This window comes from Pantoea sp. SGAir0430, from assembly GCF_043549295.1.
The window spans coordinates 3529436-3555745 of record NZ_CP039427.1 but is presented as its reverse complement, the minus strand read 5'-3'; the positions used below and the strand labels follow the sequence as shown (position 1 = coordinate 3555745).

The 26310-nt window shown below is 58.3% G+C and carries 25 protein-coding genes and 1 riboswitch; of the genes, 12 read left to right on the top strand and 13 right to left on the bottom strand.

The features are described 5' to 3' along the window. Positions 1-46: 46 nt before the first annotated feature. Positions 47-472 (bottom strand): DUF1249 family protein, encoded by a 426-nt coding sequence (locus E7738_RS16790; protein WP_021509611.1) that lies wholly within the window; start codon positions 470-472, stop codon positions 47-49. Continuing rightward, positions 469-1104 carry an ADP-ribose diphosphatase gene (nudF, locus tag E7738_RS16785; protein WP_058776538.1) on the bottom strand — a complete coding sequence of 212 codons (636 nt, stop codon included), beginning with the start codon at positions 1102-1104 and terminating at the stop codon, positions 469-471. Before nudF ends, E7738_RS16790 begins: the two co-directional genes overlap by 4 nt. A gap of 213 nt (positions 1105-1317) precedes the next feature. Between nudF and tolC the strand changes: the two genes are divergently transcribed. From tolC to E7738_RS16770, 3 genes are all read left to right on the top strand, one after another. Further along, the gene (gene tolC, locus E7738_RS16780) at positions 1318-2790 is read left to right on the top strand and encodes an outer membrane channel protein TolC (RefSeq protein ID WP_021509613.1); all 1473 of its coding nucleotides are present in this window, start codon (positions 1318-1320) and stop codon (positions 2788-2790) included. Positions 2791-2931: 141 nt separating this feature from the next. Beyond that, the gene (locus E7738_RS16775) at positions 2932-3606 is read left to right on the top strand and encodes a DUF1190 family protein (protein ID WP_021509614.1); all 675 of its coding nucleotides are present in this window, start codon (positions 2932-2934) and stop codon (positions 3604-3606) included. An 8-nt stretch (positions 3607-3614) separates the two neighbouring features. Beyond that, on the top strand, positions 3615-4778 hold the full coding sequence (locus E7738_RS16770) for a glutathionylspermidine synthase family protein (protein WP_394515849.1): 1164 nt from the start codon (positions 3615-3617) through the stop codon (positions 4776-4778). Positions 4779-4813: 35 nt separating this feature from the next. Here the strand turns inward: E7738_RS16770 and ygiD are convergent, their stop codons facing one another. Then, the gene (gene ygiD, locus E7738_RS16765) at positions 4814-5593 is read right to left on the bottom strand and encodes a 4,5-DOPA-extradiol-dioxygenase (protein ID WP_394515848.1); all 780 of its coding nucleotides are present in this window, start codon (positions 5591-5593) and stop codon (positions 4814-4816) included. 201 nt (positions 5594-5794) lie between these two features. Between ygiD and zupT the strand changes: the two genes are divergently transcribed. Next, the gene (gene zupT / locus E7738_RS16760) at positions 5795-6562 is read left to right on the top strand and encodes a zinc transporter ZupT (RefSeq protein ID WP_021509618.1); all 768 of its coding nucleotides are present in this window, start codon (positions 5795-5797) and stop codon (positions 6560-6562) included. A gap of 144 nt (positions 6563-6706) precedes the next feature. Then, positions 6707-7090, top strand: coding sequence for a cell wall hydrolase (locus E7738_RS16755; protein ID WP_021509619.1), 384 nt, complete (start codon positions 6707-6709; stop codon positions 7088-7090). Positions 7091-7143: 53 nt separating this feature from the next. Here E7738_RS16755 and ribB read toward each other — a convergent pair whose 3' ends face one another. Further along, positions 7144-7800, bottom strand: coding sequence for a 3,4-dihydroxy-2-butanone-4-phosphate synthase (gene ribB, locus E7738_RS16750; RefSeq protein ID WP_241798745.1), 657 nt, complete (start codon positions 7798-7800; stop codon positions 7144-7146). A 109-nt stretch (positions 7801-7909) separates the two neighbouring features. Further along, positions 7910-8059, bottom strand: a riboswitch (FMN riboswitch). A gap of 171 nt (positions 8060-8230) precedes the next feature. Here ribB and E7738_RS16745 point away from each other — a divergent pair. Next, entirely contained in the window at positions 8231-8536 is a 306-nt protein-coding gene (locus E7738_RS16745) for a ubiquinone biosynthesis accessory factor UbiK (protein WP_010618705.1), read from the top strand. A 39-nt stretch (positions 8537-8575) separates the two neighbouring features. On the opposite strand, the gene hldE is transcribed toward E7738_RS16745, so the two are convergent. The 3 genes from hldE to E7738_RS16730 all read right to left on the bottom strand — a co-directional run bounded on the left by hldE (position 8576) and on the right by E7738_RS16730 (position 14270). Next, entirely contained in the window at positions 8576-10000 is a 1425-nt protein-coding gene (hldE, locus tag E7738_RS16740; RefSeq protein ID WP_021509620.1) for a bifunctional D-glycero-beta-D-manno-heptose-7-phosphate kinase/D-glycero-beta-D-manno-heptose 1-phosphate adenylyltransferase HldE, read from the bottom strand. Between the two features lie 67 nt (positions 10001-10067). After that, the gene (glnE, locus tag E7738_RS16735; RefSeq protein ID WP_394515847.1) at positions 10068-12926 is read right to left on the bottom strand and encodes a bifunctional [glutamate--ammonia ligase]-adenylyl-L-tyrosine phosphorylase/[glutamate--ammonia-ligase] adenylyltransferase; all 2859 of its coding nucleotides are present in this window, start codon (positions 12924-12926) and stop codon (positions 10068-10070) included. A gap of 33 nt (positions 12927-12959) precedes the next feature. Then, complete coding sequence (locus E7738_RS16730; RefSeq protein ID WP_394515846.1) at positions 12960-14270, bottom strand: CYTH domain-containing protein; 1311 nt, start codon at positions 14268-14270, stop codon at positions 12960-12962. Positions 14271-14475: 205 nt separating this feature from the next. Between E7738_RS16730 and E7738_RS16725 the strand changes: the two genes are divergently transcribed. Both E7738_RS16725 and E7738_RS16720 read left to right on the top strand, forming a co-directional pair. Then, complete coding sequence (locus E7738_RS16725; protein WP_010618709.1) at positions 14476-15099, top strand: TIGR04211 family SH3 domain-containing protein; 624 nt, start codon at positions 14476-14478, stop codon at positions 15097-15099. 141 nt (positions 15100-15240) lie between these two features. Beyond that, positions 15241-16473: a multifunctional CCA addition/repair protein gene (locus E7738_RS16720; RefSeq protein ID WP_021509623.1), complete on the top strand. Its 1233-nt coding sequence runs from the start codon at positions 15241-15243 to the stop codon at positions 16471-16473. A gap of 18 nt (positions 16474-16491) precedes the next feature. On the opposite strand, the gene bacA is transcribed toward E7738_RS16720, so the two are convergent. Both bacA and folB read right to left on the bottom strand, forming a co-directional pair. Further along, a complete protein-coding gene (gene bacA, locus E7738_RS16715; RefSeq protein ID WP_031280132.1) occupies positions 16492-17310 on the bottom strand; it encodes an undecaprenyl-diphosphate phosphatase in 819 nt (272 codons plus the stop codon). A gap of 191 nt (positions 17311-17501) precedes the next feature. Continuing rightward, complete coding sequence (gene folB, locus E7738_RS16710) at positions 17502-17861, bottom strand: bifunctional dihydroneopterin aldolase/7,8-dihydroneopterin epimerase (RefSeq protein WP_021509625.1); 360 nt, start codon at positions 17859-17861, stop codon at positions 17502-17504. Positions 17862-17968: 107 nt separating this feature from the next. Between folB and plsY the strand changes: the two genes are divergently transcribed. Then, positions 17969-18568 (top strand): glycerol-3-phosphate 1-O-acyltransferase PlsY, encoded by a 600-nt coding sequence (gene plsY / locus E7738_RS16705; protein ID WP_021509626.1) that lies wholly within the window; start codon positions 17969-17971, stop codon positions 18566-18568. Between the two features lie 30 nt (positions 18569-18598). Here plsY and tsaD read toward each other — a convergent pair whose 3' ends face one another. Continuing rightward, a complete protein-coding gene (tsaD, locus tag E7738_RS16700) occupies positions 18599-19612 on the bottom strand; it encodes a tRNA (adenosine(37)-N6)-threonylcarbamoyltransferase complex transferase subunit TsaD (RefSeq protein WP_031280133.1) in 1014 nt (337 codons plus the stop codon). 281 nt (positions 19613-19893) lie between these two features. Here tsaD and rpsU point away from each other — a divergent pair, with 281 nt between their 5' ends. The 3 genes from rpsU (at position 19894) to rpoD (ending at position 24197) form a co-directional block, all read left to right on the top strand. Further along, positions 19894-20109, top strand: a complete 216-nt coding sequence (gene rpsU / locus E7738_RS16695; RefSeq protein WP_001144069.1) for a 30S ribosomal protein S21 — start codon at positions 19894-19896, stop codon at positions 20107-20109. 119 nt (positions 20110-20228) lie between these two features. Further along, positions 20229-21974, top strand: a complete 1746-nt coding sequence (gene dnaG / locus E7738_RS16690; RefSeq protein ID WP_241798749.1) for a DNA primase — start codon at positions 20229-20231, stop codon at positions 21972-21974. A 378-nt stretch (positions 21975-22352) separates the two neighbouring features. Next, on the top strand, positions 22353-24197 hold the full coding sequence (gene rpoD / locus E7738_RS16685; RefSeq protein ID WP_058759769.1) for an RNA polymerase sigma factor RpoD: 1845 nt from the start codon (positions 22353-22355) through the stop codon (positions 24195-24197). A 48-nt stretch (positions 24198-24245) separates the two neighbouring features. Here rpoD and E7738_RS16680 read toward each other — a convergent pair whose 3' ends face one another. From E7738_RS16680 to E7738_RS16670, 3 genes are all read right to left on the bottom strand, one after another. Continuing rightward, positions 24246-25007 (bottom strand): substrate-binding domain-containing protein, encoded by a 762-nt coding sequence (locus E7738_RS16680; RefSeq protein ID WP_394515845.1) that lies wholly within the window; start codon positions 25005-25007, stop codon positions 24246-24248. 88 nt (positions 25008-25095) lie between these two features. Beyond that, positions 25096-25611 (bottom strand): G/U mismatch-specific DNA glycosylase, encoded by a 516-nt coding sequence (mug, locus tag E7738_RS16675; protein WP_372771781.1) that lies wholly within the window; start codon positions 25609-25611, stop codon positions 25096-25098. Then, positions 25608-26195, bottom strand: a complete 588-nt coding sequence (locus E7738_RS16670) for a TetR/AcrR family transcriptional regulator (protein WP_394515843.1) — start codon at positions 26193-26195, stop codon at positions 25608-25610. Before E7738_RS16670 ends, mug begins: the two co-directional genes overlap by 4 nt. Positions 26196-26310 lie beyond the last annotated feature (115 nt).

Here is a 26310-nt window from a genome sequence, read left to right as displayed (position 1 = left end):
ACGCTATCGTTGCGTTATATACCCGTGCGGATTCAGGGTATCGCTATCAGCACACCGGCACGGCCATCGCGCCGTGCGCCAGGCAGTACCGCAACCAGTCGGCAAGGAACTGGTTAATCTGATGTTTTTCATCGCGCTGATGCAATTTTTTATTAGGATAATCATAGCGCGCTTTGAAGCGATAGATCTGCTGAGTGGAACACACTTCAGCCACCATCGCATCATGGTAGAGCCGCACCGACATGGACGGCAGGCTCCAGTAGCTCACTGCGGGTGCCACCTGGCGGATCTCCACCAGCGTGGTATAGCGCGTCGACTCTTCAATAGTCAGCTGATAACTGGCGCCGTTCACCTGATACATCACCGACGCACCTGCCTCGTCACTGCGCGGCAGCAGGCGGCGCAGCTGAGCGAAATTGGTTTCGCACAGACGCATCATTTCGGGGAAATCAGGGGTATAGCGCTGTTTCATGTTGGCTTCCACTCTTCTCTTAGTTTCTCATGGTGCAACGCCAGCCATTGCAGAGCGATGACAGATGCCGCGTTATCAATAATCCCCTCTTCCACCCAGCGATAAGCCTGTTCGCGGCTTACCACATGCACAAGAATATCCTCATTCTCTTCCTCCAGCCCGTGATTTCCCTCTGCCTGGCTGGCATCCACTTCGCCCACCAGCACCGACAAACGCTCAGAGGTTCCGCCGGGGCTGGCTAAGTAATTCACTATCGGTTTGACGCGGCCAACCTTGAGGCCAGCCTCTTCGACCGCTTCACGACGCACCACATCTTCCGGCGTTTCGCCCGGTTCAATAATGCCGGCCACCATCTCCAGCAGCCAGGGCGTGGCGCTGGAATCATAGGCCGGGATGCGGATCTGTTCGATCAGCACTACTTCGTCGCGCAGGGGATCATAGGGTAGCAGCACGGCAGCGTGTCCGCGCTCAAAAACTTCGCGCACCACTTCACCGCTCATCTCGCCGTTAAAGCGGCGATGGCGGAAGCGGTAGCTGACGATGGAAAAAAAACCATCGTAGCGAGTATCGCGTGCAATAATTTCTACATCGTTTTTTGTGAAAGTCACAGGGGATTTTTTTTCACCCGCCATCATCTGGTTCCTTATGCAGATTGGGATGGAGCGAAGAAAAGCCAACCCTTGTGCTCCGTCCGAGTGGTTCTTTCTGAATTATTTACGTAAATTAGGGGGAGAAGGCACGTTCAGCCAACTTATCTCTGACGCCGCCTCTGTAGAATCGGCGATTATTTTTTGGCTTACCTGCAGCACACTCTCTGTGCATTTGCTGCAACACAAGGAATGCAAATGAAAAAACTGCTCCCACTTTTTATTGGACTGAGCCTGGGCGGTTTCAGCCTTGCCAGCCAGGCAGAAAACCTGTTGCAGGTCTACCAGCAGGCGCGCCTCAGCAACCCGGATCTGCGTGCTTCAGCCGCCGATCGCGACGCTGCTTTTGAGAAAATTAACGAAGCGCGTAGCCCGTTGCTGCCGCAGCTGGGTCTGGGTGCAGATTATACCTATAACAGCGGCTATCGCGACAACAGCGGTCTCCATTCCAACACGACCAGCGCCTCGCTGCAATTAACGCAGACGATTTTCGACATGTCGAAATGGCGTGCGCTGACGCTGCAGGAAAAAACGGCCGGCATTCAGGACGTTACTTATCAGGTAGCGCAGCAGGATCTGATCCTGAACACCGCAACCGCCTATTTCAACGTGCTGAAGGCCATTGATACGCTTTCTTACACTGAAGCGCAGAAACAGTCGATCTACCGCGAGCTGGATCAGACCACCCAGCGTTTTAACGTCGGTCTGGTGGCCATCACCGATGTGCAGAACGCCCGTGCTCAATACGATAGCGTGCTGGCCAACGAAGTAACCGCGCGTAACGACCTGGATAACGCGGTGGAATCGCTGCGTCAGATCACCGGCATGGATTATCTGTCGCTGGCGTCACTGAATATCGATCGTTTCAAAACGGCGCGTCCGGAAGCGGTATCCAATTTGCTGAAACAGGCTGAGAGCCGTAACCTCAACCTGCTGTCTGCTCGTCTGAGCCAGGATCTGGCGCGTGAGCAGATTCGCTCCGCCGAGTCCGGCCACATGCCGACGCTGGATCTGACCGCCTCTACCGGTCTGTCAAACAGCAAATACGGCGGCAGCCGCGCTAATCAGAGCGCCGGTACCACCGACTCGATCACCGGCTCCAACCAGGTTGGCCTGAGCTTCTCACTGCCTCTGTACAGCGGCGGTTCAGTGACCTCGCAGGTGAAACAGGCGCAGTATAACTTCGTCGCCGCCAGCGAGCAGCTTGAAGGCGCGCACCGTAGCGCGATTCAGACCGTCCGTTCTTCGTTCAACAACGTGAACGCTTCGATCAGCAGCATCGACGCTTACAAACAGTCGGTAATCTCGGCGCAGAGCTCATTAGATGCTTCGGAAGCCGGTTATCAGGTGGGTACGCGTACCATCGTTGATGTGTTAGACGCGACCACCACGCTGTTTAACGCTAAACAGCAGCTGTCGAATGCGCGTTACAGCTACCTGATTAACCAGCTGAACATCAAATATGCGCTGGGCACGCTGAACGAGCAGGATCTGCAGCAGCTGAACAGCACGCTGGGCAAAGAAGTGACGACCTCACCAGAAGTGGTCGCGCCGGAAAACAGCCAGCAGGCCGCGCGCGTGGATAACGGCCCGAAAGCGACCTCCGCGTCCGCCGCCGCTCAGGCCCGTCCGGCCGCGGCACGTAACAGCGCCAATCCTTTCGCTAATTAAGCCTTCAAGGGGCCGCTTGCGGCCCCTTTCGCATTCAAACGTATAACAACGTAAAGATCCCCTTGCCACCCGGCTTCCCGCTTCATTTTCCACCACTCATCACCTATCCTAAGCCCCACCTTTGGGCACAGGATGAAGATAATGAAACGGACAAAAAATATTCGTCATGCCGCTTTCCGTAAAAGCTGGCAGGCACGCCATTTAACGCCGGTCGCACTGGCGGTCACCGCCGTGTTTATGCTGGCAGGCTGCGAACAGAGCGATGAAACGGTTTCGATGTACCAGAACGCCGATGATTGTGCGAAAGCCAATCCGGGCCAGAGCGCTCAGTGCACCACCGCTTACAACAACGCGCTGAAAGAGGCTGAGCGCACCGCGCCAAAATACGCCACGCGTGAAGATTGCGTCGCGGAATTCGGCGAAAACCAGTGTCAGCAAACCCCGGCACAGGCGGGCGTCGGTACCACGGCGAACAACGCTGAAGCGCAGCAGAGCGGCAGCTTCTGGATGCCTCTGATGGCCGGCTACATGATGGGTCGTCTGATGGGCGGCGGTGCCGGCTTTGCGCAGCAACCGCTGTTCTCGCCAAAAACCCCTAATAGCCCGGCTAACGGCCAGTTTGTTGATGCTTCCGGTAAGAACTACGGTGCGGCCACCTCCGGCCGGACGGTAAACGTGCCGAAAACCGCGCTGGCGCCAAAACCGGCCACTACGTCCACCATCACCCGTGGCGGCTTTGGTGAGACGGTAGCCAAACAGAACACCATGCAGCGCAGCAGTGCCACCAGCACCGGCAGCCGCTCGCTGGGAGGCTAAGCCCGCGCATGCAACGTATTGCTATCAGCGAACGTCCGAACTGGCGCGAAAAGGCGACCGAGTACGGCTTTCAGTTTCACACCATGTATGGCGAACCCTACTGGTGCGAAGACGCTTATTACCAGTTTACGCTGGCGCAAATTGAACAGCTGGAAGCGGCCACCGCGGAACTGCACCAGATGTGCCTGCAGGCGGTAGAAAAAGTGGTGAACAGCGAAGCGCTGCTCACCCGTTTCTGCATTCCGAAACACACCTGGGATTTTGTGCGCGAATCCTGGCAGCAGCGTCAGCCCTCGCTCTATTCACGCCTCGATCTGGCGTGGGATGGCACAGGCGAGATCAAGCTGCTGGAGAACAACGCCGATACGCCAACCTCGCTGTACGAAGCGGCGTTTTTCCAGTGGATCTGGCTGGAGGATCAGCTCAACGCCGGCAACCTGCCGCAGGGCAGCGATCAATTCAACAGCCTGCAGGAGCAGTTGATTGAGCGCTTCGCCACGCTGCACCAGCAGCACGGTTTTAACTGGCTGCACTTTGCCTGCTGTCGCGATACGGAAGAGGATCGCGCCACGGTACAGTATCTGCAGGATTGCGCCACTGAAGCCGGTCTGCCGAGTGAATTTCTCTACATTGATGAGATCGGGCTGGGCGAAAAAGGTCAGTTTACCGATCAGCACGATCAGGTGATCAGTAACCTGTTCAAGCTCTATCCGTGGGAATTCATGCTGCGCGAGATGTTCTCGACCAAGCTGGCCGATGCCGGCGTGCGCTGGCTGGAGCCGGCGTGGAAAAGCATTCTCTCCAACAAAGCGCTGCTGCCGCTGCTGTGGGAGATGTTCTCCAACCATCCTAACCTGCTGCCCGCCTGGTTTGCCGATGATGCCAGCGCGCCGCAGATGGAAAAATATGTGGTGAAACCGCTGTTTTCCCGCGAAGGTGCCAACATCACCATCGTGGAAAACGGTCAGGAAATCGCGCGCGCCGACGGCCCCTATGGCGAAGAGGGCATGATCGTCCAGCAGTTCTGGCCGCTGCCGAAGTTTGGCGACAGCTACACGCTGATTGGCAGCTGGCTGATTGACGATCAGCCTGCCGGTATCGGTCTGCGTGAAGATCGCGCGCTGATCACCCAGGATCTGTCGCGTTTCTATCCGCACACCTTTATTGAGTAACGCACGTGCCGCCCGGTCTGCGGGCGGCACAGGTGTCAGCCAACCTGCACGGACAGCATACTGATCGAACCCATCTCCATGCCTTCCACCGGGATGCTCACCGCCTCACCTTCAGCTCGCGCTCCGAGAATATACAGCAGCGGCAGATAGTGCTCCGGCGTCGGGTTAGCCAGCTGCGCGCCTTCATGCTGCTGATAATTCACCAGCGGATGCTGCGCCGCTTCGCCTTCGTAGTCCAGATTATCGCGCACAAACTGGTTGAAGCTCTCCGCCCACGGATAAGCGCTTTCCGCACCCTGCCAGCGAATCATGCGCAGGTTATGTACCACGTTGCCGCTGGCCACCAGCATCACGCCTTCGTCACGCAGCGCCGCCAGTTTACGTCCCAGCGCAAAATGCCACGCCGCCGGCTGGGTGCCATCGATGCTGAGCTGAATCAGCGGAATGTCCGCCTGTGGATACATCTTCGCCAGCACGCCCCACGAGCCGTGATCAAAGCCCCACTGCTGATCGGCCTGCACCGCCACCGGCGCCAGCAGATCGATAACGCGCTGTGCCAGCGATGGCGAACCCGGCGCCGGATAGCGCACGTCGAACAGCGCCTGCGGGAAGCCACCAAAATCATGGATGGTGCGCGGATTGCTCATCGCCGTCACCGCCGTGCCGCGCGTGTACCAGTGCGCCGAGATGGCGAGAATAGCGCGCGGACGCGGCAGGGTTTCGCCCAGCTTCTGCCATACGCGGGTATAACGGTTGTCTTCTAATACGTTCATCGGGCTGCCGTGGCCGAGAAACAGAGCGGGCATGCGGGTCATTATTCATCCTCTGGCGTCGGGATCGCGTTAATGACTGTCACGATACGCGCTTTCGCCAAGGGAAAAACGCTGATAAGCGTGATGATGTTTATCAGCAAATTTGAACAAGATTTTGCCGACATAACTTTACGCTAAATAACTCGATATTTTATGGGGTTAACTATATTGTAACTGGTAATCATTATCATTAAGGAGCCCATTATGTCAGTACCTTTGCTGCTAACCATCCTGGCTGGCGGTGCCACTTTCGTCGGCGCGATTTTTGGCGTGCTCGGTCAGAAGCCGTCGAACCGCGTACTGGCCTTTGCGCTCGGCTTTGCCGCCGGCATCATGTTGCTGATTTCCCTGATGGAGATGCTGCCTGCTGCGCTGCATGCGGAAGGCATGTCGCCGGTGCTTGGCTACGGCATGTTCATGCTCGGCTTACTGGGTTATTTCGCCATGGATCGCCTGCTGCCGCACCAGCATCCGCAGGACCTGATGGCGGTCAATCGCCGCCCCACTAACCTGAAACGCACCGCGATCCTGCTGACGCTCGGTATCAGCCTGCATAACTTTCCCGAAGGCATTGCCACCTTTGTCACCGCCAGCAGCGATATGGAACTGGGGCTGGGCATCGCGCTGGCCGTCGCGATCCACAATATTCCGGAAGGGCTGGCGGTGGCCGGACCGATGTACGCCGCCACCGGCTCGAAAGCCAAAGCGCTGTTCTGGGCCTGCCTGTCCGGCATGGCGGAGATTCTTGGCGGCATTATCGCCTTTCTGCTGCTGGGGCCGGCGGTCTCACCGGTGATGATTGCGGCCATCATGGCGGCGGTGGCGGGCATTATGGTGGCGCTGTCCGTGGATGAACTGATGCCGCTGGCGCGCGAAATCGACCCGCATAACAACCCCAGCTACGGCGTACTGTGCGGCATGACGGTGATGGGCCTGAGCCTGACGTTGCTGCAAACCAGCGGGGTAGGCTGACGCGAGATTCGTCTCATTCACCACCACTTCGGCCTTAACTCTCAACGACTTAGGCTTGTTAAGGCGTAGTCGAGACGGGTCTTGTTAACACCCGACTGCGGGCTCATTACACTCCACGCGACTCTTAGAAAGCAGTGGAGTGTTATGTTAATTCAGGGAGCCATTTTATGCCTGGCGATGAATATCTATCATGAAGCGCGCGGCGAACCGGTAAAGGGGCAGATTGCCGTCGGCACTGTCACCATGAACCGGGCTAACTGGGACGTCAAAGAGATCTGTCCGGTGGTGTACGCACCCAAACAGTTCTCCTGGACGTCTCTGCACAAACATCCCCATCGCCATCCGCCGCAGCATGACAAAAGCTGGCAGCGCGCGCAGCGCCTGGCCCAGCGGATTGTCGAGGGTAAGCTGGCGGATGTGACAAAGGGCGCGACCTTCTTTCATGCGCACAGCGCCAGACCCGCGTGGCGCCACGCCTTCCAGCGTACCGTGGTGATAGGCAATCACGTTTTTTACGCCAGCCGTTAATCATAAAAAAAGGCCGGATGCATCACATCCGGCCTTATTTATTTCACGTCGGCTTAGCTGGCCTGACGGGTTTCATGCTGGCGGCGCCAGGCCACCAGGTCTTCAATGGTCACCACCGGCATGGCGTGCTGCTTCGCAAACGCAATCACTTCCGGCGCGTGCGCCATGCTGCCGTCATCATTGGTCAGTTCGCACAGCACACCCGCAGGTTTGAAGCCCGCCAGCGTCACCAGATCGAGCGTCGCTTCGGTGTGGCCGCCGCGCGCCAGCACGCCGCCGTCGCGCGCGCGCAGCGGGAATACGTGGCCGGGACGATTCAGATCGGACGGTTTAGCGTCATCGGCAATCGCCGCGCGGATGGTGGTAATACGGTCGGAGGCCGATACGCCGGTCGTCACGCCGCTGGCCGCTTCAATGGTCACGGTAAAACCGGTGCCGTAAGAGCTGGTGTTGTTCTCTACCATCATCGGCAGCTCCAGCTGCTGGCGGCGCGCTTCGTTAATGCACAGGCAGACAATGCCGCTGCCGTGACGAATGCTCAGCGCCATCTGTTCCACGGTCATGGTTTCGGCGGCGAAGATCATATCGCCTTCATTTTCGCGATTTTCATCGTCCAGCACCATCACGCCGCGCCCGTTGCGCAGCGCATCGATGGCGCGTTCTACACGCTGTTCCGGCGTGCCAAATTCAGAAAGAAGCGTCTGATTCATGGTAAAAAAACCTTATTAATAAAATATGAGTTACCAGAACCAGGGCGAGCTTAGGAGTGCGTAGAAAACACATGGCAATAACGTGACGCGGGCGCAGCCCGGCTGATGCCGTTACCCTCTCCCATCCGGACTTTAACCGTCGGCCCCGGAATTACACCGGATCTGCTGACCTTTCACTGTACAGCGAAAGCGCTCGCGGGCTTTCAGCCGAAGCTGATTTACCGCCGGTGGGGAATTTCGCCCCGCCCTGAGAATAAGCGAAATTACTATAGCGCCAATCACCTGGTCGGGCAATCAACAAAAGTGCAAATGCTTTTGCACTTCATGCGTTGCGGATTTCGGGTTTAACCTTTTCGTTTCTGGCATTACACTTAATGCTTGATGAGTCGGAACACGCGCTGTTATCAGCCACCGTAACCAGGAAACAACCATGATCGACACGAAAAAAATTGAACAACTGGCGCGCCAGGTGCACGAAGCGATGCCAAAAGGTATTCGCGACTTTGGCGACGATGTGGAAAAGAAAATTCGTCAGGTATTGCAGGCGCAGTTAACCCGCATGGATCTGGTTAATCGTGAAGAGTTTGACGTACAGACACAGGTTTTGCTGCGCACGCGTGAAAAACTGGCGGCGCTGGAGCAGCGTCTGGCGAAGCTGGAAAGTGAAAGTCCGGCGGCCCCGGCTCCGGCGGTGATCACGCCAGATCCGGCAGGCAAAATCGATACGCCTCAGTAAGGTTTACGCGGCGGGAGTTCGCTCCCGCCGGCTACGTGTTTACTGATTGCGAATGGTTTTGATGATGTTGGTGGTGGAGATACCGTCTTCAAAGTTGAGCACGCGCACGTCACCGCCGTTGGCCCACACCTCTTTACTGCCCGCGATATCTTCCGGCTTATAATCACCGCCTTTCACCAGCAGATCCGGCAGCACTTCGGCAATCAGCCGCTGTGGCGTATCCTCTTCAAACAGCACCACCCAGTCTACGGCTTCCAGCGCACCCAGCACGATCATGCGGTTTTCCTGCGGGTTCACCGGGCGGGTTTCGCCCTTAAGACGTTTGGTGGAAGCATCGCTGTTGACCGCCACGATCAGGCGATCGCCCAGTTTGCGCGCGTTGGCCAGATAAGAGACATGGCCGGCGTGCAGAATGTCGAACACGCCGTTGGTCATCACCACTTTCTCACCGCGCTGGCGCGCCTGCGCCACCGCCACTTTCAGCTCTGCTTCGGTCATCACGCCAAAGCCGCTGTCCGGCCGCGCGTGAATCGCATTCTCCAGCTCCACGGTACTGACGGTAGAAGTCCCGAGCTTGCCGACCACCACGCCAGCCGCAGCGTTGGCGAGGAAGCAGGCATCTTCCAGACTTTCACCGGCAGCCAGCACTGCGGCCAGCACGCCGATCACCGTATCGCCGGCACCGGTCACGTCATACACTTCCTGCGCCTGAGTGGGCAGATGCAGCGGCGCTTTGCCCGGCTGCAGTAGCGTCATCCCGTTTTCCGAACGCGTCACCAGCAGCGCGGAGAGATCGTAATCGGCAATCAGCTGCATACCGCGGCTGACAATCTCCTCTTCGCTTTTGCACTTGCCCACCACCGCTTCGAACTCGGACAGGTTGGGCGTCAGCAGCGTCGCGCCGCGATAGCGTTCAAAATCGGTACCTTTCGGGTCGATCAGTACCGGCACCTGCGCCGCACGCGCCAGCTGAATCATGGTCTGCACGCTGCTCAGCGCGCCTTTGGCATAATCAGACAGCACCAGCGCGCCCGCCTGTGCCAGCGACTGACGCAGGCGATCGTGAATCGGCTGCGGATCGACCTGCTCAAAGCCCTCTTCAAAGTCGAGGCGAATCAGCTGCTGGTTGCGCGACAGCACGCGCAGTTTGGTGATGGTCGGATGACTATCAAGGGCGACGAAATCGCACTCAACCTTCACCTGCGCCAGCGTTTCGCGCAGCACGCGCGCAGCGTCATCTGCACCGGTCAGGCCGATAAGGCGCGAGTCCGCACCGAGTGCAGCGATATTCATCGCCACGTTGGCCGCGCCGCCCGGACGCTCTTCAATGGTATCCACTTTAACCACCGGCACCGGGGCTTCCGGTGAGATCCGGCTGGTCGGGCCGTACCAGTAGCGGTCTAACATCACATCGCCGACAACCAGCACAGCGGCCTTGCCAAACGCGGGCAGTGTTACTTTCATGCAGAGACTCCAGACTTCAACGTTCAGTCAAAATAATGCGCGGATAATAGCATAGAAGCCGCCAGGCTCACTGCTCCGTGTCATCCGCGTCGCTCGCGGCCAGCCAGCGCTGCCAGCTGGCGTGCACCACGGCGCGTTCGTCAGCGAACGATGCCGGATCGACATGACCCGGCAGTTCCTGCAGCGCCAGATGGTGCAGCGCATCGCGCAGCGTGACGTAAGCGTGCGTCAGCGCCTGCGCTTCTTCATCAGCCATGATGCCGTGGCGCGCCATCAGTTCGAAAATGCGCACGTTATCCGACCAGCGCGTCAGCGCCGGCTGGCTGGCGGCGTAACCTAAGACCAGATACTGCGCAATGAATTCAATATCAGTGATACCGCCCTCATCGGTTTTAATCTCCCAGCGGCCTTTGTGCTTGTTACTGAGGTGCGCACGCATTTTCTCACGCATCTCACGCACTTCGGTTTGCAGCTTCGCGCCTTCACGCGGCAGGCACAGAATACCGCACCGGATCGCATCGAAGCGCTCACACAGCGCCGGTTCGCCATACACGATGCGTGCACGCACCAGCGCCTGATGTTCCCACGTCCAGGCTTCATGGCGCTGATAGTCGTCAAAGGCGGCAAAGGTGCTGACCAGCATGCCGGCCGCGCCAGAGGGGCGCAGGCGCGCATCCACCTCATACAAAATGCCGGACGAGGTGCGGGTACTGAACAGATGCATGACGCGCTGGGCGAGACGCAGGTAAAACTGGCGCCCGTCAATGACGCGTTCACCGTCGGTTTCGGCATCGTCCGGACAGTCGTGCAGAAAAACCAGATCGAGATCCGAACTGTAACCCAGTTCCCAGCCGCCCAGTTTGCCGTAGCCGACCACGGCAAAGCCGCGCTCGCTGTCGCTGGCGAGGTGCGAAGGGCGACCATAGCGTTGCACCATCATCTGCCACGCCTGCTGCACCACCGATTCAATGATCGCTTCCGCCAGCCACGTTAAGTGATCGCTCACTTTCATCACCGGCAGGGTTCCGGCGATGTCGGCGGCGGCGATACGCAGATGCTGTGCCTGCTTGAACTGGCGCAGCGCTTCCAGCTGCTGCTCTTCATCATCGGTGGGAATGCGCAGCAGATACTGGCGCAGTTCGTCACGATAGGCGTCGGTGGCGGTGGGCTGATACAGCGTGGCCGGATCGAGCAGTTCATCCAGCAGCAGCGGATAGCGCGCCAGCTGGCTGGCAATCATCGGCGAAGCGCCACACAGGCGAATCAGATGGCGCAGCGCGCCGTGGTACTCAGTCAGCAACTCCAGATAGGTGCTGCGCGTTAATACGCCAAGCAGCAGCGGCGTCAGGCGTGCCAGCACCACATCGGCGTCGTCACGCGCGCACACTTCGCTTAGCAGGCGCGGCATTAATTGATCAAGCGCCAGCCGGCCGCGCGGGCCGATGGTGCGGCGACTGACATCCTGACGAAAATCATTCAGCGCCCGATACAGCGCATGGCGCTGTTCTGCCTGCAGCTGCGGTACCACCGGCAGCAAATCGCTCTCTTCCAGCGCGTCCTGCCACAGGCTGGCGAACTCCGCCAGCTGCGGCTGATCGTCGACATCCGGTGCATCATCGCCTATCAGCTCGTCGAAAATGTGGCGCACGCCGGCCATGTGCTGTTCCAGCTGTGCCAGCAGCGTCGCCCAGTCCGCCATGCCCATCGCCCAGGCCAGGCGCTGGCGGTCGAGCGGATTTTCCGGCAGCGTCTGCGTCTGTTCATCGTTGATGCTCTGCAGCAGATTCTCCAGCCGGCGTAAAAACAGGTAGGCGGCGCGCAGATGGTCAACCTGCTCCGGCGTTAACAGTGCCAGCTCACCGATGGCCTGCAGCGTGGGCAGCAGCGAACGCAGCTGAAGTGAGCGCTCACGTCCACCACGAATCAGCTGAAACACCTGGACGATGAATTCTGTTTCGCGAATGCCGCCTGCGCCGAGTTTGATGTTGTCCTTCAGGCCGCGCCGCCGTACTTCACGGGCAATCATGCCTTTCATGTTACGCAGCGACTGGATCACGCTGAAATCGATGTAGCGGCGATAGACGAACGGGCGCAGCATCTGCTGCAATTCCTGGCTCCAGTGGCCGCCGTCATCGCCCATCAGCCGCGCTTTCACCATCGCGTAGCGCTCCCAGTCGCGCCCCTGCTCCTGGTAGTAATCCTCCAGCGCGGCGAAGCTCAGCACCAGCGGACCGCTGTCGCCGAACGGGCGCAGGCGCATATCCACGCGATAAACAAAGCCATCGACGGTAGGTTGATCCAGCACCTTGATCAGGCGCTGCCCCATGCGGGTGAAGAACTGGGCGTTGTCGAGCTCGCGCCGGCCGCCGCAGGTGACGCCGTTTTCCGGCCAGGCAAAGATCAGGTCAATATCGGAAGAGAAGTTGAGTTCACCACCGCCCAGCTTGCCCATACCCAGAATCAGCATCGGCTGCGCTTCGCCGGCGGCGTTGCACGGCGTGCCGAAATCGCGACAGCAATCCTGCCACACCCAGTCGCGCGCGGCGGTAATCAGCACTTCCGCCAGCGTGCTGAGCTGCGTCAGGCTCTGCCCGGTGCTGGCCTGCTCCAGCGCCTGCATCCACGCGATGCGCACCAGCATATGGCGGCGGAACAGGCGCAGTTCGCGCATCAGGGAGGCTTCGTTATCTACCGGCTGCAGCGCCGCTGCCAGCCAGGCCGCATAGTGCTGCCACTCTTCGGGCTGCGGCGGTTGCTGCTGCAGCTGTTGCCACCACGCCGGATGCTGCTGCAGGTTGTCCACAATAAAGTCACTAAAGGTCAGCGCGCCAGCCTGCTGCGGCGTGATCGCCGTCAGCGGCAGGCCCAGACGTTCTGCCACGCTGGCGAGCTGCGCCTGCATCAGCGTCGGTAACGGTAACGACATCTTCCCTCCCTGATGATTGATGGTGCCGTAGCCTTAGCGTTTCGCACCGTTATTCAGCCAGAACGGCGGTTGACGGATCGCCAGATTAACCAGCTGAATCAGACCGCGCTCCTGTTTTTCACGAATGGCGTGCTGCAACTCCTGCCAGCCCGCCAGCCACTGGCTGACCTCTTCAGCCGGATACGCCCCTGCCAGCAGGTGCACCGCCAGCAACTGGCGGTTCAGGCGCGTGGCTTTGTCCTGAAATTCATTAAACAGCTGCACGTCGACGAAGGTTTCACGCAGATCCGCGCCGATGCGCCCCAGCATGATGTCGCTGAAGCGTTTAAACGATCCCTGCAGCTTACTTTTGCTCTTCTCGTCCAGCCACGGCTGCCACTGCGACTCCACCAGCCAGTGAGTAAGTGCTAACTGGGCTTCGACCGAGGTCGGTGAGAAGCAGACGGTTTCCGCGCTGGTCTCGCTGTCCGCCAGCAGCTCTTCCAGTCGGGTCAGCTTCTGACGCAGTTCGCTATTGGCCTTGCGTGGCACCAGCGTGCCAAACAGGGAAAACGCCTGACGCAGCGTTTCCAGCGCTTCAATTACCCGTGCCCGGGCGTCTTCATTACCGCGCAGCCAGACCTCTTCGTGGTACTGCCAGTGGCCGAGCGCCGCGCTCATGGCGTGAACCATGCCCTGCTCCACTGTGGCTTTGGCGGCAATTTTCTGCAGCGGCAGCGCGCGCAGCGGTCGCGGCGCGTTGCCCTGCGCCAGCTGATAACCGCGTGCCGCTTTGCTCAGGCTGCCGAGGCGCAGGCCGCCCGTGGCGATCAGCGCACTGGCGAAGGTCAGCATATCGCTGCGGGTTCCACGCTTAAGCTCCAGCTCCACTTCATACAACGGCTCGCTCAGCTCCCCTGCGGCAACGCTGCCGGAATCGAAAGCCACTTCAATTTCGCTGTCGCCAACGCTCACCAGCCAGGTTTCACGCTGGAAATGGGTGCTGAACAGCGGCTGCAAACGCGACTGAAGCGCGACAATATCGGTCCCCTGCGGCCAGATCTCTGCCGGCAGGCGGGCAATGTCCAGCTGCGGCTCGCTGAGGTCGACGTTGTATTCCGGACGCTGATGCAGACCGCCCAGCGTTTTGCCGGCGGTTTTCAGCGTCATTTCATAGCGCTGATCCACGCCGCGAATCCGCAGGCCCATATCCCAGCGGCGCAGCTGGTTGTCATCGGTTTCGTAATAGATGTTGGTCAGCTCACGCGCGGCGTGATGCTGATGTGGCCAGGCGGCAAGCGTCTGCGTCAGTTTTTCGGCGGCTTGCGGGGTGGCAATGAACTTTAATTCGATTTCGATGGTCATAATTTTTTATTCAATACGCTGCTGGCACTTACGAGTTTAATCTGGCGAAGAGTAATGCACCGCAAGCCTGCTGTCTCTGCTTTCTTGTGCTTTTACGACCCTTTTCGCACCGCATTGAGACCAGGATAGTTCTCATTCAGATTTATGCGAAGCGACTCCAGACTGTGCCGGTAAATTTACGCCCATCATGAAAAAACGATATCGAATGAAAAAAATCACACTTGCCGCTCTCTCTTTGCTGGCTTTCAGCGCCATCGCACCGGCCCACGCGGCCGATGAAAAACGTTACATCTCCGACGAATTATCCACCTGGGTACGCAGCGGCCCTGGCGATCAGTATCGCCTGGTTGGCAAGCTGAATGCCGGGGAGGAAGTCACGCTGCTGCAAACCAATAATGACTCGCAGTACGCGCAAATCCGCGATGCAGAAGGCAAAACTAACTGGATTCCGCTGTCGCAGCTCAGCGCCTCTCCCAGCCTGCGCACCCGCGTGCCGCAGCTGGAGCAACAGGTCAAAGAGCTGACCGACAAACTGGCGAACATTGATAACAGCTGGAATCAGCGTACGTCAGAGATGCAGAACAAGGTGGCCAACAGCGACGGCACCATCAACGGCCTGAAAGAAGAGAATCAGAAGCTGCGCAACGAGCTGATTGTGGCGCAGAAGAAGGTCAGCGCCGCTAACGTTCAGCTGGATGACAAACAGCGCACCATCATCATGCAGTGGTTTATGTATGGCGGCGGCGTGCTCGGCGTCGGTCTGCTGCTCGGTCTGCTGCTGCCGCACATGGTGCCGCGCCGCAAGAAAAACGATCGCTGGATGAATTAAAGCCGCCACGCCATTTGTGGTTTGCCTGGAGGGGATCGTAAGATGCCCCTTTTGGCATGCCCGCTTTTTCGCCAAAGTATGCAACAATAACGTAACAAGCGTGCGCAGCACGCAAAAGTGGATTGCCTCTGGAGTGGTTGAGTGAAGACGTTTCTGGTCGGTGGCGCAGTGCGTGATGCCTTACTGCGTTTGCCGGTAAAAGATAGAGATTGGGTGGTGGTGGGCGCAACGCCCGACAGCATGCTGGCGCAGGGCTATCAGCAGGTGGGCCGGGATTTTCCGGTTTTTTTACATCCTGAAAGCCGCGAAGAGTATGCGCTGGCGCGCACCGAACGCAAAAGCGGCAACGGTTATACCGGCTTCGTGACCCAGTTCGCGCCGGACGTGACGCTGGAGCAGGATTTACAGCGTCGCGATCTGACCATCAATGCCATCGCGCAGGCTGCTGACGGCACGCTGATCGACCCTTATCACGGCCAGCAGGATTTGCAGCAGCGCACCCTGCGTCACGTGTCGGCAGCTTTTAATGAAGATCCGCTGCGCGTGCTGCGCGTGGCGCGTTTTGCTGCCCGTTTCGCCCACCTCAATTTCCGCGTGGCACCTGAAACCCAGGCGCTGATGCGCGAGATGGCGCACAGCGGTGAACTGGCGCACCTCACCGCAGAGCGGGTGTGGAAAGAGACGGAAAAAGCGCTGCTGACGCGCAATCCTCAGGTCTATTTCCAGCTGCTGCGCGACTGCGATGCATTGCAGGTGCTGTTCCCGGAAATCGACAACCTGTACGGCATTCCGGCCCCCGTTAAGTGGCATCCGGAGATCGATACCGGCGTCCACGCGCTGATGACGCTGACCATGGCCGCAGCGCTCTCCGACCAGCTTGACGTGCGCTTCGCCACGCTGTTCCACGATGTGGGTAAAGCGCTGACGCCGCCAGAGAAGTGGCCGAGCCATCATGGTCACGGCCCGGCCGGTGTACCGATTGTTGAAGCGCTGTGCCAGCGACTGCGCGTGCCGAATCAGGTGCGCGATCTGGCCCTGGTGGTGACGGAGTTTCACGATGTGGTGCACACCATTGAACGCCAGCCGGCTGACGCGCTGGTAGCGTTGTTTGACCGCATCGACGCCTGGCGCAAGCCCGATCGCGTGGAAAAGATGGCACTGACCAGCGAAGCCGACGCTCGCGGGCGCACGACGCTGGAGAGCATGGCTTATCCGCAGGGCGATTATCTGCGGCGCGCGTTTGCGCTGGCGCAGGCGGTGCCCACTAAAGCGGTGGTGGAGGCCGGTTTCACAGGCGCGGCGGTGCGGGAAGAGCTGACGCGTCGGCGCGTGCTGGCGTTGCAGGAAGGGTTAATCGACGCGCGGCCAGCGTAACCGGCCGCGCCTCACGCATTACATAAAGATGGCGTAAACCGCTGCCGCGACGATAAAGCGGTAGATGGCAAACGACACAAACGAGATACGTTTGATCAGCTCAAGGAACACTTTGATCGCCAGCAGCGCGACAATAAAGGCGGTCACGAAGCCCACGGCAAACATCGGGAAATCCTGCATCGTCAGGAAGCCCATGCTCTTGTAGAGATCGAGTCCGGTAGCACCGATCATCATCGGTACCGCGAGGATGAAGGAAAACTCGGACGCCGCATAGCGGCTGACGCCCATCAGCATACCGCCGGAGATGGTGGCGCCGGAACGCGAGAAGCCCGGCCACAGCGCCAGACACTGGAAGCAGCCAATCATAAATGCCTGGCGATAGGTGATGTCATCAATGCCCACCGCTTTCGGCTGCTTTGGCTTGAGATATTCCGCCGCCAGCAGCAGCACACCGCCCACCACCAGCGCGTACATCACGTTGATCGGGTTAAACAGGGTTTTAATCTGGTCATGCAGCACCAGGCCAATCACCACTGCCGGCACCATACCCAGCAGGATGTGAATCAGCGTCAGTTTTCCGCTGCCGACGCCTTCGTGGCGCTCCTGGCCGAAGTGAATGCCGATCAGGCCAAACAGCCGGCGCCAGAACATCACGACTACGGCGAGGATTGAGCCCAGCTGGATCACCACTTCAAAGGTTTCCGCCTTCTCACCCTCGAACCCCAGCAAATGGCCAACAATAATCATGTGGCCTGTGGATGAGACCGGCAGGAACTCCGTAAGGCCTTCCACAACCCCCAGGATTGCAGCTACCCATAGCTGATGAATGTCTGCCATCAAATTTTACCCTCTATCCGTTTTAAACAGTAAAAAGGCGGTCGCGCACCGCTACCGCCTGAAATTATGCCTGCACCTTGCTGAAGGAAACCTTAAGGATTTCGGTCACTTCCCCTTCATCAGCGCAGCGGCCTCCACTGAGACACACCATAATTTGGTTTGGTTTCATTGTGATGGCAATCACGCAGGATTTATTTAGGAATAGTCCCGCGCTCAATTCTCACGCCCACGCTCGCCGCCTGGGCGACAGCCCCCGGTTTACCTACCTTCACGCGTACTCCGGGCGTTTTGAAACGATTCATCAACAGATCGGCGATTTCTTCCGCCACCCGTTCGACCAACGCAAAACGCTGCCCCTGCAGATGACTGAGGATTGCTTCGGTGACATCGGCGTAGCTCAGACAGTGGTTCACATCGTCGCTCACCGCCGCCTGACGGTTGTCCCACGCCATTTCGACATCGAGCACCAGCTTCTGCTGCATGCCCTGTTCCCAGTCGTAAACGCCAATGGTGGTGAACACGGTGAGTTGTTCTATAAATACGATATCCATGATGTCACTCTCTGTTTTTGGCTTAGCCGGATACCACTTCCGGCGGATTATGCGTATTATCCACGCTTATCGAGAACAAAACGACCCAAAAGGAACGGTACGAAGCTATGAGTGCTATCGCGCTTGGTATGATTATTTTCGCGTATCTTTGCGGCTCGATTTCCAGTGCGATCCTGGTTTGTAAACTCGCTGGTTTACCCGATCCCCGCAGCGCAGGCTCTGGCAATCCAGGCGCCACCAACGTGTTACGTATTGGCGGTAAAGCCGCCGCTGCCGCGGTACTGATTTTCGACGTGGCGAAGGGAATGGTGCCGGTATGGATCGCCTGGTGGCTGCACGTCACGCCGATGTATCTTGGTCTCACGGCCATCGCCGCCTGCCTCGGCCATATCTATCCGGTGTTTTTCCGCTTTCGCGGCGGTAAAGGTGTGGCCACCGCGTTTGGAGCCATCGCGCCGATTGGCTGGGACCTGACCGGCCTGATGACCGGCACCTGGCTGCTGACGGTGCTGCTCAGCGGCTACTCATCGCTGGGCGCGATCGTCAGCGCGTTGATTGCCCCGTTTTACGTATGGTGGTTTAAGCCGCAGTTCACCTTTCCGGTGTCGATGCTGTCATGCCTGATTTTGCTGCGCCATCACGACAATATTCAGCGCCTGTGGCGCGGTCAGGAAAACCGCGTGTGGAAGCGTAAAAAGAAGAAATAAAAAAACCGGCGCGCAGCCGGTTTTTTATTATCAGATGGCCGGTAATTCCGCCAGTGGCCAGCGTGGCCGCACGCTGACACCCAGCTCACCGCGCGTGCCGCCTTTCAGCCGCACCATGCCGGCATAGGCAATCATCGCGCCGTTGTCAGTGCAGAACTCCGGACGGGCATAAAACACCTCGCCGCCGCGCGCGCTCATCATGGTTGCCATGCGTTCGCGCAGCGTGCGGTTGGCGCTCACGCCGCCGGCAATCACCAGGCGTTTGAAGCCGGTCTGCTCCAGCGCACGCTTGCATTTGATCATCAGCGTGTCCACTACCGCATCTTCAAAGGCGCGGGCAATATCGGCACGCGCCTGTTCGTCACCGTCATGTTCGCGAATGGTATTCGCTGCGAAGGTTTTCAGGCCGGAGAAGCTAAAGTCCAGTCCCGGACGATCGGTCATCGGACGCGGGAACTTAAAGCGATCCGGTGTGCCCTGCTGCGCCATGCGCGACAGCATCGGGCCGCCCGGATAATCCAGCCCCAGCAGCTTGGCGGTTTTATCGAACGCTTCCCCGGCGGCATCGTCAATCGATTCACCCAGCAGCGTATATTCACCAATGCCGGTGACGCTGATCAGCTGCGTGTGGCCGCCGGAGACCAGCAGTGCCACGAACGGGAATGCCGGTGGGTTGTCTTCCAGCATCGGCGCCAGCAGATGGCCTTCCATGTGATGCACCGGCACCGCCGGCACGTTCCAGGCGAACGCCAGCGCGCGACCAATGGTGGCGCCAACCAGCAGCGCACCGACCAGGCCGGGACCGGCGGTGTACGCCACGGCGTCAATCTCTCCGGCCTGCAAGCCCGCCTGTTTCAGCGCGGCCTGGATCAGCGGCACGGTTTTCCGCACGTGATCGCGCGAGGCCAGTTCCGGCACCACGCCACCGTAATCGGCATGTAATTTCACCTGGCTATATAATTGATTCGCCAGCAGACCGGACGCATCGTCATAAATCGCGATGCCGGTTTCATCGCAGGACGTTTCAATACCCAGAACTCGCATAGCTTTATCACCCTCTTCTTGCGGCGCGCAGTGTAGCACAGGCCGGCTGACGCCTGCGCCCTTCCGCACGCGAAAAAGTGTTTTTCTGTCGCGCAAAGAGTGCGCTATACTCCACGGCCTGAAAAAACCGGCAGCCGCACAGGCAAACGCTCCTGTTGGTTCTAAATTGTCCATGGTGCTTTACAAGCCAGCCGCGCCTGGAGTAAAATGCTGCACCATTTTGAAAAGTGCTGGCGCCGCAGTCAGCAGCAAAAACCGAATTTTATCGAGGTGAGAGTTACATGCCGGTAATTAAAGTACGTGAAAACGAGCCATTCGACGTAGCACTGCGTCGCTTCAAGCGTTCCTGCGAGAAAGCAGGCGTTCTGGCTGAAGTTCGTCGTCGTGAGTTCTATGAAAAACCAACGACTGAACGTAAGCGCGCTAAAGCGTCTGCTGTTAAGCGTCACGCCAAGAAACTGGCTCGCGAAAACGCACGCCGCACTCGTCTGTACTAATTTCTTTTCGGAAGTTCGCTTCCGCCGCGTGTTAAACGCAGACAGAGTCAAGTAAGAGGCCGTGCTTTCCGAAAGGAAGCGCGGCTTGTTGCCGTTTATGAGCTGAAAAACCGGGGCTTATGGCTGGACGAATTCCACGCGTATTTATCAATGATTTACTTGCCCGCACGGACATCGTGGATCTTATCGATGCCCGCGTTAAGCTGAAAAAGCAGGGTAAGAACTATCACGCGTGCTGTCCTTTCCATAACGAAAAAACCCCCTCTTTCACCGTAAGCGGCGAAAAGCAGTTCTACTACTGCTTTGGTTGTGGTGCCAAAGGCAACGCTATCGACTTCCTGATGAATCACGATCGTCTGGATTTCGTCGAGAGCGTAGAGGAACTTGCCACGCAGCACGGCTTAGAAGTGCCGTACGAAGCGGGCAACGGTCCGAGCCCGATGGAGCGCCACCAGCGCCAGAGCCTGTATCAGCTGCTGGAAGGTTTAGACAGCTTTTATCAGCAGAGCCTGCGTAATCCGCAGGCGAAATCAGCACAACAGTATCTCGCCACACGCGGTCTGAGCCAGCAGGTGATCGATCACTTTGCCATTGGCTATGCGCCAGCCGGCTGGGACAACGTGCTGAAGCGTTTCGGTCAGCAGAAAGAAGATCGTGAATCGCTGATGGAAGCGGGCATGCTGGTCAGCAATGACAGCGGCCGCACCTACGATCGTTTCCGCGATCGCGTGATGTTTCCGATTCGCGACAAGCGCGGACGCGTGATTGGTTTTGGGGGCCGCGTGCTGGGCAACGATACGCCCAAGTACCTGAACTCACCGGAAACACCGATTTTCCATAAAGGCCGCCAGCTGTACGGCCTGTATGAAGCGCAAAAAAATCATCCGCAACCGGCGCGTCTGCTGGTGGTGGAAGGCTATATGGACGTGGTTGCGCTGGCGCAGTTCGGCATTGATTATGCTGTCGCCTCGCTGGGCACCTCGACCACGGCGGAACATATCCAGCTTTTGTTCCGCTCGACCGATAACGTGATCTGCTGCTACGACGGCGACCGCGCCGGTCGTGAAGCTGCATGGCGTGCGCTGGAAACCGCATTGCCTTACATGAATGACGGTCGTCAGCTACGCTTTATGTTTTTGCCCGACGGCGAAGACCCGGATACCCTGGTGCGTAAAGAGGGCAAAACAGCGTTCGAAGCACGGATGGAGCAGGCCATGCCGCTCTCCACGTTTCTGTTCGACAGCCTGATGCCGCAGGTGGATCTGAGTACGCGCGACGGCCGTACCAAGCTGGCGACGCTGGCGCTGCCGCTGATTAGCCAGATTCCGGGCGAAACGCTGCGGATTTATATGCGTCAGACGCTGGGTAATAAACTCGGCATTCTGGACGATAACCAGTTAGACAAGCTGATGCCGAAGCAGGCGGAAAGCGGTACCGCGCCGGTGGCGCCGCCGATGAAACGCACCACCATGCGCGTGCTGATTGCGTTGCTGGTGCAGAATCCGCAATTTGCCGCCATCGTGCCTGCGCTGGACGGGCTGGAGCAGTCTAAATTAGCGGGATTGCCACTGTTTGTGGAGTTAGTCCGCCGTTGTACTGAGAATCCTGGCCTGACCACCGGACAGCTACTAGAGTTATATCGCGGGACAGAATTTAGCCAGCCCCTTGAAACACTGGCCACCTGGAACCACATGATCGTAGATGACGAAGCGGAAGAAGTGTTCCAGGACTCGCTGGCAAGCATCTATGATGCTGCGCTGGAGCAGCGCCTCGAAGCACTCATTGCGCGCGACCGGACGGAAGGCCTGAGCGCCGCCGAACGCCGTGAATTCTGGGCATTAAGCCAGGCATTAGCCAAAAAATAAGATTTTACCGGGTCAGAATGATGAAGGCTGATAACGCCGCCGTTCTTGCCTGATGTTTCTGGTTTATGGACGCTGTAAGCGAAGCCGGAAGCAATGCATACATACCATAGGCGTTAACGTCGCTGTCAGTTTCAAGCTGCCAGCGCGCAGCAACCGGAGCGTACTGGCGTACGTGAGGGATTGCGAGCACTGCCAGCATTGAAAATGGCAAGTAAGTTAGCGCCGGACAGAATATTAAGCGGCTTAAGTGCCGATTTACGATGGGCCAAAGCCCTGGCCGCGTTGAAGGCAGCGGCAAAAATACAACGCCTTCACTGTTATAGTTGGCTCGCTGCCGACCGACACCAATCTAATTAACAGAAGTGTGGATACCGTCTTATGGAGCAAAACCCGCAGTCACAGCTTAAGCTGCTTGTCACCCGTGGTAAGGAGCAGGGCTATCTGACCTATGCTGAGGTCAATGACCATCTGCCGGAAGATATCGTCGACTCCGATCAGATCGAAGACATCATCCAAATGATCAACGATATGGGTATTCAGGTGGTGGAAGAAGCCCCGGATGCCGATGATCTGATGCTGAATGAAAACAGCACCGATACTGACGAAGATGCCGCGGAAGCTGCCGCTCAGGTATTATCCAGCGTTGAATCTGAAATTGGCCGTACCACCGACCCGGTACGCATGTACATGCGTGAAATGGGTACCGTTGAGCTGCTGACGCGCGAAGGCGAAATCGACATCGCCAAGCGTATCGAAGACGGTATCAACCAGGTGCAATGCTCTGTCGCCGAATACCCGGAAGCAATCACCTACCTGCTCGATCAGTACGATCGCGTTGAAGCGGGCGAGTCACGCCTGTCTGACCTGATCACCGGTTTCGTCGATCCGAACGCCGAAGAAGATCTGGCGCCAACCGCGACCCACGTCGGTTCTGAGCTGTCAGAAGAAGACCGCGACGACGACGAAGAGGAAGACGAAGAGAGCGACGACGACAGCTCCGACGACGATAACTCTATCGATCCGGAACTGGCGCGCGAGAAGTTTAACGACCTGCGTACGCAGTACGAAACCACGCGCAACGTGATCAAAGCCAAAGGCCGCAGCCATGCGGACGCCGTGGCCGAGATCAACAATCTCTCTGAAGTGTTTAAACAGTTCCGCCTGGTACCGAAGCAGTTCGACTACCTGGTGAACAACATGCGTGAAATGATGGAGCGCGTGCGCACGCAAGAGCGCCTGATCATGAAGCTGTGTGTTGAACTGTGCAAAATGCCGAAGAAAAACTTCATCACCCTGTTTACCGGTAATGAAACCAGTGAGAGCTGGTTCAAAGCGGCACTGGCCATGAACAAGCCGTGGTCAGAAAAACTGCAGGAAGTGGAAGAAGACGTCATGCGTTCGCTGCAGAAACTGCTGCAGATTGAAGAAGAGACCGGCCTGACCATTGAGCAGGTGAAAGACATCAACCGTCGTATGTCGATCGGCGAAGCCAAAGCGCGTCGTGCGAAGAAAGAGATGGTTGAGGCTAACCTGCGTCTGGTGATCTCCATCGCCAAGAAGTATACCAACCGTGGCCTGCAGTTCCTCGACCTGATTCAGGAAGGCAACATCGGTCTGATGAAAGCGGTGGATAAGTTTGAATATCGCCGTGGCTATAAGTTCTCAACTTACGCCACCTGGTGGATCCGTCAGGCTATCACCCGTTCCATCGCCGACCAGGCGCGTACCATCCGTATTCCGGTGCATATGATTGAGACCATTAACAAACTCAACCGTATTTCGCGCCAGATGCTGCAGGAGATGGGCCGCGAGCCAACGCCGGAAGAGCTGGCTGAGCGCATGCTGATGCCGGAAGATAAAATCCGTAAGGTGCTGAAAATCGCTAAAGAGCCGATCTCCATGGAGACGCCGATTGGTGATGATGAAGATTCGCATCTGGGCGACTTTATCGAAGACACCACGCTGGAGCTGCCGCTGGATTCCGCGACCTCGGAAAGCCTGCGTTCTGCTACCCACGATGTGCTGGCTGGCCTGACCGCGCGTGAAGCCAAAGTCCTGCGTATGCGTTTCGGTATCGATATGAATACCGACCACACGCTGGAAGAGGTGGGCAAACAGTTTGACGTAACGCGTGAGCGTATCCGTCAGATTGAAGCCAAAGCGCTGCGTAAACTGCGCCATCCGAGCCGCTCGGAAGTGCTGCGTAGCTTCCTCGACGATTAATCGTTTTGGTCAGTAAAAACCCCGGCTAGCCGGGGTTTTTTATTGTCTTCAGTATGGCGTCAGCCCTTTCTCCTGCATCACGCTGCGCGCCTTGTCGCTCTGCAGGTATTTCACGAACTTCGCCGCAGCCTGCTGCTGCTGGCTGCTGCGCGTGATCACCGCACCGTACAGCGTATCCTGCTGTGCCGCCGGCGGAATCAGTCCCACGATAGTAATACCTTTCACCGCCTTCAGCTCGCTGTTCTGCTGGAAGCCCAGCTCGGCTTTGCCCTGCGCGACCGCCTCACCCACCGGCGTGGCCGGAATCACGGTGATCTTCGCCGCCGTTTTCGGGCCCAGCTGCAGCTTATCCAGCATCTTGCTCTGAATATATTTGCCGCTGGCGCTGTCAGACACGGCGATGCTTGAGGCGGAGGTCAGTACCTGTTTGAACTTCGCGACGGTACTGATATCCGGCGGCGTGGTGCCCTGCTTCACCGCCATGGCGATGTACGAGTGCGCCAGCACCTGATGGCTGGCGCTATCCACCCATTTGGCCTGCTCCAGCGGCTTGATGGCGTAATCCACCATTACCAGCACATCGGCGCTTTCATGGCGTTTAAGGCGATTAGGAATCGCCTGCGGCGTATCACCCATCGACGGCGCCGCTTCCAGCTCAATGCTGTCACCGCTCTGCTGCTGATAATCCTGCTTCAGGCTTTCAATCACCGGGTACATACCGCCGGAACTGAATACCTTCAGCGTTGCGGCCTGGACGCCCGGTTGCGCCGTCAGCAGCAGTGCCGCCAGAACCATGGTGCGTTGCTTCATCTCCCTGCTCCTTTTTTTGCGTGGAGCATCCGGTGTAGCCAGAAACAAAACGATGAACAACGTTATTACCTGATGAAACAGAGCCAGCTCACGCCTTATTCTGTAACCAATCATGAAGCTGGCGATAAGCGGCGACCATCTCTTCCAGCGAAGCGCGGTTTAATCCGCTGGGATTGGGCAGCACCCATAAATGGGTTTCGCCCAGCAACTGCGGCTGCTCGCCCCATGCCACGTTGCGCTGACGAAACGCCTTCTGAAACGCATCCTTACCCAGCACCGCCAGCGCGCGCGGCTGAAAGCGCAGCACCTTTTCCTGCAGACGCGCGCCGCCGTCACGCAGCTCCGCGCCCGCCAGCTCGCTGGCCTGAATGGTGGGGCGCTCTACCAGCATGGTGATGCCGCAGCCGGTCTCCAGCAGCCGCTGTTCCTGCTCAGGCAGCAGCTGTTCGCGGGTGAATCCGGCCTGATGGATCACCTTCCAGAAGCGGTTGCCGGGATGCGCAAAGTGAAAACCGGTATGCGCCGAAGATTTGCCCGGATTGATGCCGCAAAACAGCACCTGCAAATCGGGTGCGATGATGTCGCGGATGTCGTGATCGCTCATGCTGTCACCAGCCCGGCGCGCAGTTTGACTGCCTGACGCGTCACCTCCAGCATCCGGCGCGCTTCCGCCTCGTCAGTGCAGGCGCGCGCCAGCGCCAGCGAACCGACCATTTCGGCCTGCATGCTGCTGGCGATGCTCTCCGCCTGCGCATGCCCCAGCTGCTGCAGCGCCTGCACCAGCTGGCGCCGCACCGCTTCGCGCTTCGTTGAAAACAGCGCCCGCGCATCCGGCGGTAAATGCGCCACTTCGCTGACCAGCGCCGGTATCGGACAGCCCTCGCCCGGCGCGCTACAGTGCTGGTCCGACAGATAGCGATCGATCCACTGGTTCAGCCGTTCAGCCGGATCCTCAATCGCCAGCACGGCGGCAAAACGCTGCGCCGAGTCGGCAAACATCTCGCTAATCACCGCTTCGACCAGCGCTTCACGCGAGGCAAAGTGCGCATAAAACCCACCGTGCGTCAGGCCAACGCGCTTCATCAGCGCTGCCACGCCAATGCCTTCGGTGCCGCATTCGCGCATCACCACCGCCGCTTCTTCCAGAATGCGCTGCCGCGTACGCGCCTTATGGCTTAGCTTTTCCATCGGTTGTTACCCTGCTCATCGTTAATGGCAATCAGTGTAATTATTACGATCGTCATATTCCAGCTTGACGATGGATATGATGGTCGTCATATTATCAGCACACCAATATGACGAC

What these genes read in the sequence shown, in the direction of transcription:
- E7738_RS16790 (WP_021509611.1), bottom strand. Translation starts at nt 472, where the DNA reads ATGAAACAGCGCTATACCCCTGATTTCCCCGAAATGATGCGTCTGTGC.
- nudF (WP_058776538.1), bottom strand. Translation starts at nt 1,104, where the DNA reads ATGGCGGGTGAAAAAAAATCCCCTGTGACTTTCACAAAAAACGATGTA.
- tolC (WP_021509613.1), top strand. Translation starts at nt 1,318, where the DNA reads ATGAAAAAACTGCTCCCACTTTTTATTGGACTGAGCCTGGGCGGTTTC.
- E7738_RS16775 (WP_021509614.1), top strand. Translation starts at nt 2,932, where the DNA reads ATGAAACGGACAAAAAATATTCGTCATGCCGCTTTCCGTAAAAGCTGG.
- E7738_RS16770 (WP_394515849.1), top strand. Translation starts at nt 3,615, where the DNA reads ATGCAACGTATTGCTATCAGCGAACGTCCGAACTGGCGCGAAAAGGCG.
- ygiD (WP_394515848.1), bottom strand. Translation starts at nt 5,593, where the DNA reads ATGACCCGCATGCCCGCTCTGTTTCTCGGCCACGGCAGCCCGATGAAC.
- zupT (WP_021509618.1), top strand. Translation starts at nt 5,795, where the DNA reads ATGTCAGTACCTTTGCTGCTAACCATCCTGGCTGGCGGTGCCACTTTC.
- E7738_RS16755 (WP_021509619.1), top strand. Translation starts at nt 6,707, where the DNA reads ATGTTAATTCAGGGAGCCATTTTATGCCTGGCGATGAATATCTATCAT.
- ribB (WP_241798745.1), bottom strand. Translation starts at nt 7,800, where the DNA reads ATGAATCAGACGCTTCTTTCTGAATTTGGCACGCCGGAACAGCGTGTA.
- E7738_RS16745 (WP_010618705.1), top strand. Translation starts at nt 8,231, where the DNA reads ATGATCGACACGAAAAAAATTGAACAACTGGCGCGCCAGGTGCACGAA.
- hldE (WP_021509620.1), bottom strand. Translation starts at nt 10,000, where the DNA reads ATGAAAGTAACACTGCCCGCGTTTGGCAAGGCCGCTGTGCTGGTTGTC.
- glnE (WP_394515847.1), bottom strand. Translation starts at nt 12,926, where the DNA reads ATGTCGTTACCGTTACCGACGCTGATGCAGGCGCAGCTCGCCAGCGTG.
- E7738_RS16730 (WP_394515846.1), bottom strand. Translation starts at nt 14,270, where the DNA reads ATGACCATCGAAATCGAATTAAAGTTCATTGCCACCCCGCAAGCCGCC.
- E7738_RS16725 (WP_010618709.1), top strand. Translation starts at nt 14,476, where the DNA reads ATGAAAAAAATCACACTTGCCGCTCTCTCTTTGCTGGCTTTCAGCGCC.
- bacA (WP_031280132.1), bottom strand. Translation starts at nt 17,310, where the DNA reads ATGGCAGACATTCATCAGCTATGGGTAGCTGCAATCCTGGGGGTTGTG.
- folB (WP_021509625.1), bottom strand. Translation starts at nt 17,861, where the DNA reads ATGGATATCGTATTTATAGAACAACTCACCGTGTTCACCACCATTGGC.
- plsY (WP_021509626.1), top strand. Translation starts at nt 17,969, where the DNA reads ATGAGTGCTATCGCGCTTGGTATGATTATTTTCGCGTATCTTTGCGGC.
- tsaD (WP_031280133.1), bottom strand. Translation starts at nt 19,612, where the DNA reads ATGCGAGTTCTGGGTATTGAAACGTCCTGCGATGAAACCGGCATCGCG.
- rpsU (WP_001144069.1), top strand. Translation starts at nt 19,894, where the DNA reads ATGCCGGTAATTAAAGTACGTGAAAACGAGCCATTCGACGTAGCACTG.
- dnaG (WP_241798749.1), top strand. Translation starts at nt 20,229, where the DNA reads ATGGCTGGACGAATTCCACGCGTATTTATCAATGATTTACTTGCCCGC.
- rpoD (WP_058759769.1), top strand. Translation starts at nt 22,353, where the DNA reads ATGGAGCAAAACCCGCAGTCACAGCTTAAGCTGCTTGTCACCCGTGGT.
- E7738_RS16680 (WP_394515845.1), bottom strand. Translation starts at nt 25,007, where the DNA reads ATGAAGCAACGCACCATGGTTCTGGCGGCACTGCTGCTGACGGCGCAA.
- mug (WP_372771781.1), bottom strand. Translation starts at nt 25,611, where the DNA reads ATGAGCGATCACGACATCCGCGACATCATCGCACCCGATTTGCAGGTG.
- E7738_RS16670 (WP_394515843.1), bottom strand. Translation starts at nt 26,195, where the DNA reads ATGGAAAAGCTAAGCCATAAGGCGCGTACGCGGCAGCGCATTCTGGAA.